Source organism: Pseudomonas sp. P1_F7, assembly GCF_056405655.1.
The window spans coordinates 25,007-39,626 of record NZ_JBFUBR010000025.1 but is presented as its reverse complement, the minus strand read 5'-3'; the positions used below and the strand labels follow the sequence as shown (position 1 = coordinate 39,626).

The 14,620-nt window shown below is 59.8% G+C and carries 13 protein-coding genes; 12 read left to right on the top strand and 1 reads right to left on the bottom strand.

Annotated elements, in window-relative coordinates; genetic code table 11:
- Window positions 1-12: 12 nt before the first annotated feature.
- The 7 genes from AC1D1M_RS28485 to AC1D1M_RS28455 are packed head-to-tail and all read left to right on the top strand — an operon-like array spanning window position 13 to window position 6,458.
- On the top strand, window positions 13-1,593 hold the full coding sequence (locus AC1D1M_RS28485) for a GMC family oxidoreductase (protein ID WP_477778267.1): 1,581 nt from the start codon (window positions 13-15) through the stop codon (window positions 1,591-1,593).
- 12 nt (window positions 1,594-1,605) lie between these two features.
- Window positions 1,606-2,595 (top strand): thiamine pyrophosphate-dependent dehydrogenase E1 component subunit alpha, encoded by a 990-nt coding sequence (locus AC1D1M_RS28480; RefSeq protein WP_477778266.1) that lies wholly within the window; start codon window positions 1,606-1,608, stop codon window positions 2,593-2,595.
- Between the two features lie 56 nt (window positions 2,596-2,651).
- Window positions 2,652-3,731 (top strand): 2,3-butanediol dehydrogenase, encoded by a 1,080-nt coding sequence (locus AC1D1M_RS28475; RefSeq protein ID WP_477778282.1) that lies wholly within the window; start codon window positions 2,652-2,654, stop codon window positions 3,729-3,731.
- A 24-nt stretch (window positions 3,732-3,755) separates the two neighbouring features.
- Complete coding sequence (locus AC1D1M_RS28470) at window positions 3,756-4,781, top strand: alpha-ketoacid dehydrogenase subunit beta (protein ID WP_477778265.1); 1,026 nt, start codon at window positions 3,756-3,758, stop codon at window positions 4,779-4,781.
- 4 nt (window positions 4,782-4,785) lie between these two features.
- A complete protein-coding gene (locus tag AC1D1M_RS28465) occupies window positions 4,786-5,019 on the top strand; it encodes a lipoyl domain-containing protein (RefSeq protein ID WP_108232314.1) in 234 nt (77 codons plus the stop codon).
- A gap of 3 nt (window positions 5,020-5,022) precedes the next feature.
- Window positions 5,023-5,727 (top strand): 2-oxo acid dehydrogenase subunit E2, encoded by a 705-nt coding sequence (locus tag AC1D1M_RS28460; RefSeq protein WP_477778264.1) that lies wholly within the window; start codon window positions 5,023-5,025, stop codon window positions 5,725-5,727.
- Window positions 5,724-6,458 (top strand): lipoate--protein ligase family protein, encoded by a 735-nt coding sequence (locus AC1D1M_RS28455; protein ID WP_477778263.1) that lies wholly within the window; start codon window positions 5,724-5,726, stop codon window positions 6,456-6,458. The genes AC1D1M_RS28460 and AC1D1M_RS28455 overlap by 4 nt, the downstream gene beginning before the upstream one ends.
- A gap of 229 nt (window positions 6,459-6,687) precedes the next feature.
- On the opposite strand, the gene AC1D1M_RS28450 is transcribed toward AC1D1M_RS28455, so the two are convergent.
- The gene (locus AC1D1M_RS28450) at window positions 6,688-8,175 is read right to left on the bottom strand and encodes an aldehyde dehydrogenase family protein (RefSeq protein WP_477778262.1); all 1,488 of its coding nucleotides are present in this window, start codon (window positions 8,173-8,175) and stop codon (window positions 6,688-6,690) included.
- A gap of 860 nt (window positions 8,176-9,035) precedes the next feature.
- Here AC1D1M_RS28450 and AC1D1M_RS28445 point away from each other — a divergent pair.
- The 5 genes from AC1D1M_RS28445 (at window position 9,036) to AC1D1M_RS28425 (ending at window position 14,619) form a co-directional block, all read left to right on the top strand.
- Window positions 9,036-9,704: a haloacid dehalogenase type II gene (locus tag AC1D1M_RS28445; protein ID WP_150752413.1), complete on the top strand. Its 669-nt coding sequence runs from the start codon at window positions 9,036-9,038 to the stop codon at window positions 9,702-9,704.
- A gap of 36 nt (window positions 9,705-9,740) precedes the next feature.
- Window positions 9,741-11,015 (top strand): NAD(P)/FAD-dependent oxidoreductase, encoded by a 1,275-nt coding sequence (locus AC1D1M_RS28440; protein WP_477778261.1) that lies wholly within the window; start codon window positions 9,741-9,743, stop codon window positions 11,013-11,015.
- A gap of 85 nt (window positions 11,016-11,100) precedes the next feature.
- Window positions 11,101-12,747: an ABC transporter substrate-binding protein gene (locus AC1D1M_RS28435; protein WP_477778260.1), complete on the top strand. Its 1,647-nt coding sequence runs from the start codon at window positions 11,101-11,103 to the stop codon at window positions 12,745-12,747.
- A 46-nt stretch (window positions 12,748-12,793) separates the two neighbouring features.
- Window positions 12,794-13,750: an ABC transporter permease gene (locus tag AC1D1M_RS28430; protein ID WP_151213984.1), complete on the top strand. Its 957-nt coding sequence runs from the start codon at window positions 12,794-12,796 to the stop codon at window positions 13,748-13,750.
- Window positions 13,747-14,619, top strand: a complete 873-nt coding sequence (locus tag AC1D1M_RS28425) for an ABC transporter permease (protein ID WP_457265720.1) — start codon at window positions 13,747-13,749, stop codon at window positions 14,617-14,619. The genes AC1D1M_RS28430 and AC1D1M_RS28425 overlap by 4 nt, the downstream gene beginning before the upstream one ends.
- Window position 14,620: the final 1 nt, after the last annotated feature.

Here is a 14,620-nt window from a genome sequence, read left to right as displayed (position 1 = left end):
AGGGTTAACCCCATGGCAGCGAAATACTCCCAGGACGACAGCGATGTCGTCGTCATCATTGGCTCGGGCGCCGGCGGCGGGACCCTGGCTCACGCCTTGGCCAAGCAAGGAATCCGTACCGTGGTGCTGGAAGCCGGCAAGCGTTACGAGATGTCCGATATCGAAAACGATGAGTGGGCCATGTTCAACAAGATTTCCTGGCTCGACAAACGCATCGCCACCGGCGGCTGGGACGTGGCGCGCAACCACCCGAACCTGCCGGCCTGGATCGTCAAAGCGGTGGGCGGCAGCTCCGTGCACTGGGCCGGCGTGGCCCTGCGCTTTCGCGACTTCGAGTTTCGCATGCGCACCGAGAACGGCGATATCAAGGGCGCCAATATGCTGGACTGGCCAATCAGCTATGAGGAACTGGAGCCCTGGTACGTCAAGGCTGAGAAGCACATGGGTGTGACCGGTCCAAGCACCGGAATGCCCTATCACCAATGGCACAACTCCTTCAAGGTCCTGGCCACAGGCGCCCAACGCATTGGCTACAAAGAAATCCAGTCCGGCCCCATGGCGATCAACACGCAGCCCTATGACAGTCGTCCCGGTTGCATGCAGATCGGCTTCTGCATGCAGGGCTGCCGCATCGGCGCCAAGTGGTCGACTCTCTACACCGATATCCCCCGCGCCGAGGCTACCGGCAACTGTGAGGTGCGTCCGCAGAGCATGGCGCTTCGCATCGAACATGATGCCCGCGGCCGAGTCACTGGGGTGGTTTACGCCGACGCCGAGGGCCACCAGCAGCGCCAGAAGGCCAGAGTGGTGTGCGTGGCCGGTAACTCCATCGAGTCGCCGCGTCTGTTGCTCAACTCCGAGTCCTCGATGTTCAAGGACGGCCTGGCCAACTCCTCCGGTCAGGTTGGGCGCAACTACATGTGTCACACCACCGCGGGCATCTACGCAACGCTGCCCAAGCCGATTCACATGTATCGGGGCACCACCTGTGCTGGAATCATTTCCGACGAGTCCTACAACAACACTTCGCGGGGCTTCGTCGGTGGCTACCGGCTGGAAATCCTGTCCCTCGGCCTGCCGTTCATGTCCGCCTTCCTCGATCCGACCCCGCAGGGCTGGGGCCGTGCCTTCGCTTCGCGGATGGAGCGCTACGACCATATGTCCGGCGTGTGGTTGTGCGGTGAGGACCTGCCCATGGAGAGTAACCGCATCACCCTCCACGGCGCCGAGAAGGACCAGTACGGCCTGCCCATCCCGGTGGTGCACAAGGACGACCATGCCTTCGACACCGCCATGCGTAATCACGGCGTGGAGCAGACCCGCAAGTGCTACGAGGCAGTCGGTGCCACCGAGGTGATCCGCCTGCCGTCTTACCCGGCCAGTCACAACATGGGCACCAACCGCATGAGCGCCAAAGATTCCGACGGCGTGGTGAACAAATGGGGCCAGAGCCACGACATCCCCAATCTATTCGTCTCTGACGGTAGCCAGTTCACCACCAGCGGCGGGCAGAACCCGACCCTGACCATTGTCGCCCTGGCCTTGCGCCAGGCCGAGCACATCGGCGCGTTGATGAACCAGCGCGCCCTCTGAGGAGTCAATCCCATGACCACGCCCAGCAAAGCCCAGCGACTCTGGATGCTCGAGCAAATGCTCGTCAGCCGTTACCTGGAAGAGTCTATCGAACGAATCTACATGGAAGGCAAGACGCCTGTATTCAACATGGCCAATGGGCCAATTCCCGGTGAGATGCACCTGTCCAACGGTCAGGAGCCTTGCGCCGTCGGTGTCTGCGCCCACCTCGCGGTGGAGGACATCGTCACCGCCACCCACCGCCCACACCACATCGCCGTGGCCAAGGGCGTAGACCTGGACGAGATGGTCGCCGAGATCTTCGGCAAAAAGACCGGCCTGTCTGGCGGCCGCGGCGGCCATATGCACCTGTTCGACGCACGGGTGAACTTCTCCTGCTCCGGCATCATCGCCCAAGGCATGGGCCCTGCGGTTGGTGCTGCGTTATCGCGCCAACTACAGGGTAAGTCCGGAGTCGCCGTGGCCTACCTGGGTGAAGGCGCAGCGAACCAGGGAGCCTTCCACGAAACCCTGAATCTGGCCGCGCTGTGGAAGCTACCGGTGGTCTTCGTCATCGAGGACAACGCCTGGGGCATCTCGGTGGCCAAGGCCTCTTCGACTGCCATCGAGCGCAACTACCTGCGTGCTGCCGCTTATGGCATGCCCGGCGTGTTCGTCCCGGGTAACGACGCCGACGCCATCTTCGCCGCAGCCGGTGGGGCCATTGCTCGGGCCCGTGCCGGTGAAGGGCCGAGCCTGATCGAGATCGAAACTCACCGCCTGGCCGGCCATTTCATGGGTGACGGCGAAACCTACCGTCCTGCCGGCGAGAAGGAAGCCCTGCTGGCAAAGGACCCGATTCCGGCTTACCGCCAACGCCTGTTGGATCTGGGCGTGCTGGACGAGGTCGGCGCCGCCGCCATTGAAGAACGTGCCCGAGGACGCGTCGACGCTGCTGTGCAGTTCGCCCGCGACAGTGCCTATCCGGCACCGGAAGAAGCTATGGAAATGGTGTTCGTGTGAACGGAGCCCGCCACAACAACGACAAGAAGGAGATCGACATGTACCGACAACCGACGATGAAGGCCGCAGTTTGGCATGGCCGACGCGACATCCGCCTGCAGGACGTTGCCTGCCCGCCGCAACCTCAGGCGGGCTGGGTGCAAATCCGTGTGGAATGGTGCGGCATCTGTGGCTCGGACCTGCACGAATACCTGGCCGGGCCGGTATTCATTCCCACTGATACCGCCCACCCACTCACGGGCCTCAAAGGGCAGTGCATTCTCGGCCACGAGTTCTGCGGCGAGATTGTCTCCCTGGGTGAGGGGGTTCAGAACTTTGCAGTAGGTGAGCGTGTGGCCGCCGATGCTTGCCAGCATTGCGGCAAATGCTGGTTCTGCCAGCAGGGCCAATACAACCTGTGCGAGAACCTCGCCTTCACCGGATTGATGAACAACGGTGCGTTCGCTGAACTGGTCAACATCCCGGCCAATCTGCTGTACCGCCTACCGGAAGGTTTCCCTGCAGAGGCCGGCGCGCTGATCGAACCTCTGGCAGTTGGCATGCACGCGGTGAAGAAGGCCGGCAGCCTCCTCGGCCAGACAGTGGTGGTAGTCGGCGCTGGAACCATCGGTCTGTGCACCATCATGTGCGCCCGTGCCGCGGGTGCGGCCCGGATCATCGCTCTCGAAATGTCCACGGCGCGCAAGGCGAAGGCGTTTGAGGTGGGGGCCACCGAGGTGCTTGACCCCAGCCAGTGCGATGCCATTGCTTCGGTGCGCGAACTGACAGATGGATATGGTGCCGCGGTTTCCTTCGAGTGCATCGGCCACAAGACCACTGCCAAGTTGGCTATCGATGTCATTCGCAAGGGCGGGCGCTGCGTGATGGTGGGCATCTTCGAGGAGCCCAGCGAATTCAATTTCTTCGAAATCGTCGCCACCGAAAAACAGGTTATTGGTGCCTTGGCCTACAACGGTGAATTCGCCGATGTCATCGCTCTGATCGCCGACGGCCGCCTGGACGTCACTCCGCTGATCACCGGGCGGATCGAACTGGAACACATCCTCGAGCAGGGCTTCGAGGAGCTGGTTAACAACAAGGACCAGAACGTGAAGATCATCGTCAGGCCGTCCGCGCCTGCCGCTGCCCGTCACTGATCCCATCGACGGAGGAAATCAGACATGCCCGCAACAATCAAAGAACGCAAACTCACCATCGCCCGCGCCATGGCCGAGGCGATGGCCCAGGAAATGCGCCTCGACCCACGCGTCTTCGTGATGGGCGAGGACATAGGCCAACTCGGCGGGGTGTTCGGCAACACCCGTGGCCTGCATGAAGAATTCGGCAGCGCGCGCATTCGTGATACGCCAATCTCGGAAACCGCCTTCATCGGCGCTGCCGTGGGCGCGGCCTCTGACGGCATGCGTCCGATTGTCGAACTGATGTTCGTCGACTTCTTCGGCGTCTGTATGGACGCGATCTACAACCTGATGGCGAAGAACACCTACTTCTCCGGCGGCAAGGTCAGCGTGCCCATGGTGCTGATGGCATCCACCGGTGCCGGCTACTCCGACGCCGGGCAGCATTCGCAGTGCCTTTACGGCACCTTCGCTCACCTGCCAGGCATGAAGGTGGTGGTGCCGAGCAACGCCTACGACGCCAAGGGCCTGATGACCGCCGCCATTCGCGATGACAACCCGGTCATCTACCTGTTCCACAAGTCGCTGCAGGGCATGGGCTGGCTGGGTACCGAGAAGGGCGCCACGGTGGCTGTACCGGAGGAACCCTATACCGTGGATATCGGCAAGGCGAAGACGGTCCGCGAAGGCAGTGATGTCAGTATCGTCAGCCTGGGCGCCGGCGTGCATCACGCGCTGCGCGCTGCCCAGCAATTGGAGCAGCAGGGTGTCAGCGCCGAAGTAGTGGACCTGCGCAGCCTGGTGCCGCTGGACCGTGAGCACGTCATCGCCTCTGTGCGCAAGACCGGCCGACTCATCGTTGTCGACGAGGACTACCACAGCTTCGGTGTGAGCGGCGAAATCATCGCTAGCGTCGTCGAACACGACATCGGGATGCTCAAGGCGCGCCCGCAGCGGGTGGCTTTCCCCGACATTCCGATTCCTTTCACCCCGCCTATGGAGCAATGGGCGCTGCCTTGCGCAGCAAAGATCGTTGCGGCTTACCAGAACCTGAAGAACGAGGAATAACAACATGTCCAACTCAATCCTGATTCCCGCTGACCTCTGGGAAGGCGACGCCGAAGCCGTAATCACTTCCTGGCTGGTCAGTGATGGCGCCGAAGTTGGCCAAGGCGACCTGGTGGCAGAAATCATGTCTGAAAAGGCCCAGTTTGAGATCGAGGCGCCGGCTTCCGGCGTGCTGAAAATCCTCGAAGAAGAAGACGCGGTGGTCGTCAAAGGCGCGACCATCGGGTTAGTGGAGTGAACCATGGGGCTCATACAGAATCCTGCTGCCGGTTCCGGTAGCACCGTGCCCTTGAAAGGCATGCGAAAAATGATCGCTGCGAAGATGAGCGAAAGCCTGCAGACTGCAGCGCAACTAACTCACCATGCTGAATGCGAGTTGACCAACCTGCAGGCGAAACGGGCGGAGCTAAAGGCTGCGGGTCGCCAGGTATCGCTCCAGGACCTGCTGCTGTTCGAGATCGTATGTTCCCTGAAGAACCATCCGGGACTCAATGCAACCCTGCAGGATAACCAAATCACGCGGCATGGTTCGGTGCATCTCGGTCTGGCGATCCCGCTGCCGGACGATCTGCTGGTGGCGCCCGCACTGTTCGATGCCGACCAACTGGATGCGGAAGGCTTGGCACTTGCACGCCGGGCCCTGGTGGACAAGGCACTGTCCGGGAAGCTCTCGGTGAAGGAGCTAACGGGTGCCACGGTGACCGTGACCAACCTGGGGCTGTCGCGGGTGCGTTTCTTCACGCCCATCCTCAATGTCCCTCAGGTGGCCATTATCGGGCTGGGAGGCATCCAGCGTCGCCTGCAACGAGGCGCCGATGGTTCGTTATCAGAGCGTGACTTCATGGGCCTTTCGCTGACCTTTGATCACCGGGCCGTGAACGGTGCTCCTGCCGCAGACTTCCTCGATGATCTGTGCCAGCGAATCGAAGGGGTAGAGCCACTATGAGCCGGATCTGGCGCGTCAGTATCGAGGCCGGCCTGGAGGCTGAGCGGCAGTTGCTCGACCGTGTGTACGCCGGAGAGGAGGAGTGGGGGTTGCTGCTATGGCGACCCAGCGACTCAGCCTTGGTGATGCCACGCTGGCTGAGCCGGCTTCCGGGTTTCACGGCGGCCGATATCAGTTGTACTGCCCTGGGCTGGCCGATCGCATTGCGCGACACGGGCGGCGAGCCGGTGCCGCAATCATCGGCGGTACTCAATGTAGCCTTGGCCTATGTCGTGCCACTGGAAGATGACGAACAGGCGCGAATAGAAACCGCTTATTTACGACTATGCGAACCCATCTGCCAGTGGTTGCGTGGCATGGGCTTGCTGCCGGGCCTCGGTGAGGTCCCAGAAGCATTCTGTGACGGCCGGTTCAACGTCACCCTGGCTAGACGCAAGCTGGTGGGAACGGCCCAGCGTTGGCGCCGCCGTACAGCAGATAACCGCCTGGTGGTCCTGGTTCATGGGGCGATCCTGCTTGAAGACCAGCGTGAGCCCATGGTCGACGTGGTCAATCGTTTCTACCAGAGTTGCGGTCTGGAGCAACGGTGCCGCGCTTCGAGTCACGTGGCTCTGGATGAGTGGTTGACCTTGACATGGGATACGGCGCAAAGCCTTGCGAGGTGGTTTGAGGTGCCCTGGGAGGCTTGGACGCCCAGAAAGGAATCTGGCAATCTGAAAGCCCTTTATTGACCTCCTCGTTGGTGCCCGAGCGAAAAAGGCTGAGGACAAGTCGATTTCCTTAAGACAATCTAGCCGTAGCGGACGTTTGAAAAGCGCCCGCTTTTGGCTGTGGATTCAACCGGTCGATGCAACACAACTAAATTCTGCTGGCGCAACAAGCATTCGCTACCGGTCTGCGCGATGGGCGTCCGCATCGGTGGCTAGCCGAATTGGACGGCACCGAACATTTGAATGAGTTCTACGTTCGGGAAGAACTTTCAAGTGATCCGCCAAATCCAATGATTGCCTTGGTTTCCAGGTATTCCTCCAAGCCGTAGACACCATACTCACGACCATTACCAGAACGTTTGTAACCACCGAATGGAGCCATTGGATTCCAGGCGGGGTAATTCAGATGCACTTGCCCCGCGCGGATACGAGAGGCAACTGCACGTGCAAGATCAAGGTTCTGAGCTTGAACATGGGCGCCCAGCCCGTATACCGTATCGTTCGCGATAACGACCGCCTCATCGATCGTTTCATACGGAATAATGCACAACACCGGCCCGAAAATTTCTTCTTGGGCGATCCGCATTGCGGTATCTACGTCGGAGAATACTGTCGGTCGAGTGTAGAAGCCCTTTTCAAAACCCGGCACACGTCCTGGTCCGCCGCAAACGAGTTTTGCGCCCTCACTCAGACCAGCCTCGATCATGGCTTGCACACGATTGAACTGGGCCTCGTTGGCAATGGGACCGAGCACCGTATCTTCCGATCGCGGATCACCCACGATGATCGCATTGGCGGTCGCGGCTGCCAGTGATTCGACCTCCGCCAGCCGGTCCTTAGGTACGATCATTCGTGTCGGGGCGCTGCACGATTGTCCGACGTTACGGAACGCCGACATCACGCCCAGTGGGACGGCTTTGGCGAAGTCGGCGTCGGGAAGCAGAATGTTCGGGGATTTGCCTCCCAATTCTTGTGTGACGCGCTTCACCGTATGGGCGGCCGCCTGTGCGACCAGCGCGCCCGCGCGGTTGGAGCCGGTAATCGAAATCATATCGATATCAGGGTGCGCAGCCATCGCTGCGCCGACCTCGGATCCACTTCCGTTCACGAGGTTGAAGACGCCAGGTGGAAGGCCCGCGTCGTGGACCAGTTGTGCAAAAAGAAGGGCGCTCAGAGGCGACAGTTCGCTTGGTTTGAGGACCACAGTGCATCCGGCAGCAATAGCCGGGGCGACTTTCGCGGTGATTTGATAAAGCGGCCAGTTCCACGGAGTGATGAGACCGCAGACGCCTATAGGTTCGCGTTCAATCGCGGTTCCACCTTCAACCGTCTGGAAACGATAAGTGGACAGGAGGTCGCGGGCGACCCGAACGTGTTCGGCCGCGAGAGGCACTTGCATTGCCCGGGCGGAACCGATGGCAGCGCCCATTTCGAGGGAGAGGGCCTGCGCGAGCACTTCTTTTCGCTCAAGGATGAGCTCATGGATCTTTCCGAGGACAAGCGCGCGCGACTCTGTGCAGGTAGCAGACCAGCCAGGAAACGCTGCACGCGCCGCAGCTACTGCCCGATCAACATCCTCGGCGGAGCCTTGCGCGACCTGCGCAACGACCTCTTCAGTTGCCGGATTGACCACCGGCAAACTTGCCGGAATCGCCGGGGAAGACCAACAGCCATCGATATAAAATTTGTGAGACGTTTGCGGATCAACGCTGTAGCTATTCGAAGATTGTATTGTCATCCAACTGGCTCCCTTGAGCGGTAATAGGCACTGCAAGCAGCAGAGGGCGGTCTGGCTCGCGACCCTGCGAGGCCGCTGAAACATAGATCAAGCCGAACGTGGAAATCACCAGAACATCGCCGTGGCGACCAGGACATCGCTATGCCGTGTCTTCTCAATAAGCTAACAAAGCGTGCCAGATAAAATGTGCTGTTCTTGAGGTTTGCAAGGGAGAATCTGCCGTATCTGTCAGGCTGACTTTGTATGAGAGCAAGTTGACCCGATTTCGTCAGTAACCTTTCTGATAGTCCTCTCAGCGAGATCATTCCTGGTCAGTGCAGTCGCAGGCATATCGCTGGCGGTGATGCGCCATATAGATAAGCAGGAAGAGATGTGCTGCTGCATCGTGCGATGCGCCGCCTTTGTAGCGCTGTCGCGACGCGTACAGAGTTTTTTTACCGGTATGTCACGCCTATCGCTAATAAAAGCAAGGTTGTCCCAATGCGCATTGACTCTTGACTGACCCCGCCTCACCTCGCAGCACAATCAGCGGGCGCGCCTTCAGCGAATGCCCCCGTTCTCCTTTCGCCAGTCATAAATACTGCCGCACATTGCGTTGTGCGTGGCTTGCCAGCGCACCATAAAAGCCCGCAAAGGCGTAGAAACAGGGGGTGGAGCGCCCGAGTCTGGAGCATCCCGCAAAGTCTGCTGAGCAAGCCCTGCAAAACGGTGGTTTGTACCAAGCAGCCTATACTTTTAACAGTTTATGCATGGTCTCTTGGTGTTGTAATAAATCCGTGATGCAGCGTTGCTCCGATGCTTCCAGAACGGAGTAACTGCTTGCCCCGTCATGACCTCAACAATCATTAAGGACCGCACTCATGAGCTTTCTTCGACCCAAGTTTATTACCTTTGACTGCTATGGCACGTTGACCAACTTTCAAATGGGAAACATGACGCGCGAACTGTTCGCCGATCGTGTACCTTTTGAGCAAATGGATCAGTTCGTCAAGGACTTCTCCGCCTATCGCCTGGATCAGGTGATGGGTGACTGGCGGCCATATGATGAGATCATCAAGACCGCCCTGGCGCGCGTCTGCAAGCGTTGGGGTGTCGAGTACCGGGGTGAAGGCCAACTCTACTACGACGCCGTACCGACGTGGGGGCCACATGCCGACGTACCGGCCGGCCTGGCAAAAATCGCCGACAAGATTCCGTTGGTGATTTTCTCCAACGCGATGGACGAGCAGATCATGTCCAACGTCGACAAGCTCGGCGCACCTTTCCATAAAGTCTTCACCGCCCAACAAGCCCAAGCCTATAAGCCGCGCCTGGCCGCCTTCGAGTTCATGCTCGATAACCTCGGCTGCGGCCCAGAAGACGTTCTGCATGTGTCCTCGAGCTTTCGTTATGACCTGATGCCGGCCAACGACATGAAGATCAAGAACAAAGCCTTCGTTGCTCGTGGTCACGAGCAGCCAGCGAATGCCGTCTATGGCTACCACCAGATCCCGGATATCGGCGCATTGCCCGGGTTGGTCGGTCTCTAAGTCTCAGGGCACTCTTCAAGGCAAAAGGGGTTAGACATGGGCAGTGAGTCCTATTGGCTCGATACCGCACCGCAATTCACCGGTGCTCAGCTCGGCGCATTGCCCGGGCAGGTCGATGTGGCCATCGTCGGTGGTGGTCTCACCGGCCTGGCGGCGGCCCGAGCCCTGGCCTTGAAGGGGGCCAGTGTGGTGGTACTGGAAGGCGGGCGAGTGATTGGCGAGGCTTCGGGGCGTAATGGTGGTCACTGCAGCACCGGCGTTGCCCAGGACTACGCGGCACTCAGCGCCAGCCTCGGTGCTGATAAGGCGCGTGCTTATTACCAGGCCTATGAAAGCGCCGTACAGAGCGTCGTTTCATTGGTGGAGCAGGAGCAGATTGCCTGCGACCTCAAACGCAATGGCAAGCTCAAGCTGGCTGCCAAACCGATGCATTACGAAGGTTTGGCGCGCACCTGCGAATTGATTCGGCGGGAGGTCGACGCCGAGGTCGAGTTGCTCTCTCCAGAAGAGGCCCGTGCTGAAGCCAACTCGGCCCAGTTCCATGGAGGCTTGCTGCAGCGCAACGGCGTGCAGATGCACGTCGGGCGCTTCGGTGTTGGATTGGCCGAGGCGGCAGCACGTCACGGCGCGTTGATCTTTCAGGGCGTGTCAGTGACGGACTGGAAAGCCAGTGCCGGCGGCTATCAGGTCAATACCACCAAGGGCTCGCTACACGCCACGCAGGTTCTGCTGGCCACAGGCACGTGCCAGCAGGGCGGATTGGGCTGGTATCGGCGGCGGATCGTGCCGGTGGGCAGTTTCGTGATCGCCACCGAGGTGCTACCGCAGGCCCTGATCGACAGCTTGCTACCGGCACGGCGTTCCTATGTCACCAGCCGCATGATCGGTAACTACTTCCGCCTGACGCCGGACAACCGCTTGCTGTTTGGCGGTCGTGCCCGGTTTGCCATGTCCGACAGTATTTCCGACGCCAAGAGCGGCAAAGTGCTGCAGGCGGCGATGGTTCGGATGTTTCCGCAACTGGCTGGCGTGAAGATCGACTACTGCTGGGGTGGCCTGGTGGATATGACCTCCGATCGGTTACCCCGCGCCGGGCAGCATGGAGGGGTTTATTACTCCATGGGCTACAGCGGTCATGGGGTGCAAATGTCGGTGCACATGGGGCAGATCATGGCCGAGGTAATGGCTGGCAAGGTCGAGGCCAATCCGTGGCGCGAACTCGATTGGCCGGCCATTCCCGGGCATTTCGGCAAACCCTGGTTCCTGCCTCTGGTGGGTGCGTATTACCGCCTGCAGGACTACCTGCACTGAGTTCATGGTGTTGCTTTACGTTTCAACCACGCTGCGCTTAATCAGCAGCACTTGAGCCTTATCATTGACCAAAGGTAGGACTGACATGACTGACAATAAAAAAAATATCGACTCCCAGCTGATCACCGGTGAAGAAAGTCTGCGCGTTTTCGAAGGGCTCAATCGCGGCATGTCGCGCCGCAATGCATTGCAGATGCTGGGGTTGGCCGGGGTGGCTGTCGCGGGCGCCAGCAGTCTGTTCGGCGCCGCTGGCAAGCTGTTTGCCGATGATGAAGCTGCAAGCCCTGGCAAAGGCAAGCCCGGCGGTCGTATCCGCGTCGCAGGCTCGTCCAGTTCCACCGCCGACACCCTGGATCCGGCCAAAGGTTCAGGGTCCACCGACTACGTGCGCCATTACATGTTCTACAACGGTCTGACGCGTTTCGACAGCCATATGGTGCCGCAACTGGAGTTGGCCGAGCGTATCGAAACCACTGACGCCACGCTCTGGGTGATCAGCCTGCGCAAGGACGTGACCTTCCACAACGGCAAGGCACTGACCGCCGCCGACGTGGTGTTTTCTCTGTTGCGGCACAAGGATCCAATCACCGGTTCCAAGGTCCTGCCGCTAGCGTCGCAGTTCGCTGAGGTCAAGGCCGTCGGCACGCACGAAGTGCAGATTCAATTGAGCGGCCCGAATGCTGAATTGCCGTCGGTTCTTGCCATCTCTCACATGTTGATCGTTCCCGAGGGTACGAGCGATTTCAGCCAGGGCATCGGTACCGGTCCGTTCAAGGCCAAGGAGTTCAAGCCCGGGGAGCGTTCGATTGGTGTGCGCAATACCAATTACTGGAAACCCGGCTTGCCGTATCTGGACGAGATCGAATTTATCGCCATTGCCGACGAGCCGTCACGGATCAACGCCCTGTTGTCGGGCGACGTGCAAATCGTCAACGAGGTTAACCCGCGCTCAACGGTTCGCATCAAGGCCAGCACCAAGCATCGGGTCGTGGACTCGCCGTCGGGTAACTACACCGACCTGATCATTCGTCAGGACCAGATGCCAGGCCAAAGCCCGGAATTCACCCAGGCCATGAAATACTTGCTGGACCGCGAGCAGATCAAGTCGGCGATATTCCGTGGCTACGCCAGGGTCGGCAACGATCACCCGATTGCACCCGGTGCGCGCTTCTTCAACGCAGACCTGCCACAACGTGCCTACGATCCGGAAAAAGCCAAGTTCCTGCTCAAAAAGGCCGGCATGGAAAGCATCACTATGCCGCTGATGTGCTCGCCGGCTGCGACCGGTTCGGTGGACATCGCCGTGCTGCTGCAGCAGTCAGCCAAAGAGGCAGGGCTCAAGCTCGACGTCAACCGTCTGCCGAGCGATGGCTACTGGTCCAACCATTGGGCGAAGCACCCACTGAGCTTTGGCAACATCAATCCGCGGCCCAATGCCGACATGCTTTTCTCGCAGTTCTTCCAGTCGACAGCACCCTGGAACGAGTCCGGCTGGAAAAACGAACAGTTCGACCAACTGTTGGTACAAGCCCGAGGTGAAACCGACGAGGCCAAGCGCGGCAAGATGTACGCAGATATGCAAACACTGGTGCATGAGCACAGCGGTATCGGCGTGCCGGTGTTCATCAGCAACATCGATGGCGCCGATCAGCGAGTCAAGGGCTACGGCACCAACCCCCTGGGCGGTTTCATGGGGTACATGTTTGCCGAGCAGGTCTGGCTGGACGCTTGATGAAAGTCGGGTTTTTGCTGCAGTTACATTGCATGAGGATAGGGTGATGAATAGCAACACACTGTGGTTGATCGGCCGGCGCTTGGGCGCGGCGATCGTGACCTTGTTGATTGTGTCCATGGTGGTGTTCGCCATCACGGCGGTGCTGCCGGGAGACGCGGCACAACAGTCTCTGGGGCAATTCGCCACGCCCGAGCAGGTGGCAGCCTTGCGCCTGAAAATGGGGCTGGATCAGCCCGGTGTGTTGCGTTACCTGCACTGGTTGATGAGCCTGCTTAGCGGTGACATGGGGCAGTCGGTATCCAACGCCATGCCAGTCAGCGACTTGATGGCCGGGCGTCTGCCCAACACCCTGATGCTGGCGGCCGCCACGGCGCTGGTATCAGTGCCGGTGGCATTGATTCTGGGCATCGGTTCAGCCATGGGCCGGGGCGGGCGCATCGACAGTGTCCTCAGCTTTTTTACCTTGACCATGGTAGCGGTGCCAGAGTTTCTGGTTGCGACCCTGGCAGTGCTGATTTTCGCGGTGAACCTGGGTTGGTTGTCGGCGTTGTCCTACGCCAGTGACATCACTTCACCCTGGCAATTCATGCGTACTTACGCCTTACCGGTGATGACGCTGTGCTGCGTGATTGTCGCGCAGATGGCACGCATGACCCGGGCGGCGGTGATCGATCAGCTCGACAGCCCTTACGTGGAAATGGCCCGACTCAAAGGTGTGAGCAAGATTCGGATCGTTCTACGCCATGCCTTGCCCAACGCCATCGGGCCCATCGCCAATGCCATCGCTTTGAGCCTGTCTTACCTGTTGGGCGGGGTGGTGATCGTTGAAACGATCTTCAACTACCCCGGCATCGCCAGCCTGATGGTCGATGCCGTGACTAACCGCGACATGGCCCTGGTTCAAGCCTGCACCATGTTGTTTTGTACGGCGTATTTGACGTTGGTGCTGATTGCCGACCTGTGCGCGATTCTTTCCAATCCGAGGCTGAGAAATCAATGAACAATCTCATTGTGAAATCGCCGGCTACTACCAAATTGGCGCTGGGCAAGGTTTCCCACGGATCGTCCTGGCTCGGCCTGGTGGGTGCCGCGATGTGTGTGATCTGGTTGCTGGTAGCCATCTTCGGCCCGTGGCTGGCACCGCATCCGGTGGGGGAAGTGGTCTCCGACAATGTCTTCGAAAACCTGAGCGCTGCTTACCCGTTCGGCACCGATTATCTGGGCCGCGACATGCTGAGCCGGATCCTCGTCGGCGCACGATTCACCGTCGGCCTGGCCTTGGTGGCGGCGGTGTTGGCCAGCGGTCTGGGCACTAGCTTTGCGTTGCTGTCGGTGGTGTCGCCGAAGTGGCTGGATGAGTTGATCAGTCGCTTGATGGACGCCTTCATTTCGATCCCCAGCAAGATGCTGGCATTGATCATGGTCTCGGCTTTCGGCTCCTCGGTCACCTTGCTGATCTGCACGGCGGTATTGAGCTTCACCCCGGGTGCATTCCGCATCGCCCGCAGCATGGCGGTGAACATTGAAGCGCTGGAGTACGTGCAGGTAGCTCGTACCCGTGGCGAGCGCCGGTTGTATGTGGCTTGCGTGGAAATTCTGCCGAATATGCTCAACCCGGTGCTTGCAGATCTGGGGCTGCGCTTCGGTTTCATCGTGTTGTTGCTCAGCGGTATGAGTTTTCTTGGCCTGGGTGTGCAACCGCCGGATGCCGATCTCGGGTCGCTGGTGCGCGAAAACATCGGCGGTCTCTACCAGGGTGCGCCTGCCATCGTGATTCCGGCTTTGGCCATCGGCACCCTGACCATCGGTGTGAATCTGTTTATCGACCGACTGTCGTCGCGACGTAGTCGACGTTCGGGAGGTCATTGAA

Bases quoted from the DNA above. Each gene is read 5' to 3' on its own strand.
- AC1D1M_RS28445 (WP_150752413.1), top strand. From the start codon at position 9,036: ATGAGCTTTCTTCGACCCAAGTTTATTACCTTTGACTGCTATGGCACG.
- AC1D1M_RS28450 (WP_477778262.1), bottom strand. From the start codon at position 8,175: ATGACAATACAATCTTCGAATAGCTACAGCGTTGATCCGCAAACGTCT.
- AC1D1M_RS28485 (WP_477778267.1), top strand. From the start codon at position 13: ATGGCAGCGAAATACTCCCAGGACGACAGCGATGTCGTCGTCATCATT.
- AC1D1M_RS28440 (WP_477778261.1), top strand. From the start codon at position 9,741: ATGGGCAGTGAGTCCTATTGGCTCGATACCGCACCGCAATTCACCGGT.
- AC1D1M_RS28480 (WP_477778266.1), top strand. From the start codon at position 1,606: ATGACCACGCCCAGCAAAGCCCAGCGACTCTGGATGCTCGAGCAAATG.
- AC1D1M_RS28465 (WP_108232314.1), top strand. From the start codon at position 4,786: ATGTCCAACTCAATCCTGATTCCCGCTGACCTCTGGGAAGGCGACGCC.
- AC1D1M_RS28435 (WP_477778260.1), top strand. From the start codon at position 11,101: ATGACTGACAATAAAAAAAATATCGACTCCCAGCTGATCACCGGTGAA.
- AC1D1M_RS28430 (WP_151213984.1), top strand. From the start codon at position 12,794: ATGAATAGCAACACACTGTGGTTGATCGGCCGGCGCTTGGGCGCGGCG.
- AC1D1M_RS28425 (WP_457265720.1), top strand. From the start codon at position 13,747: ATGAACAATCTCATTGTGAAATCGCCGGCTACTACCAAATTGGCGCTG.
- AC1D1M_RS28470 (WP_477778265.1), top strand. From the start codon at position 3,756: ATGCCCGCAACAATCAAAGAACGCAAACTCACCATCGCCCGCGCCATG.
- AC1D1M_RS28460 (WP_477778264.1), top strand. From the start codon at position 5,023: ATGGGGCTCATACAGAATCCTGCTGCCGGTTCCGGTAGCACCGTGCCC.
- AC1D1M_RS28455 (WP_477778263.1), top strand. From the start codon at position 5,724: ATGAGCCGGATCTGGCGCGTCAGTATCGAGGCCGGCCTGGAGGCTGAG.
- AC1D1M_RS28475 (WP_477778282.1), top strand. From the start codon at position 2,652: ATGAAGGCCGCAGTTTGGCATGGCCGACGCGACATCCGCCTGCAGGAC.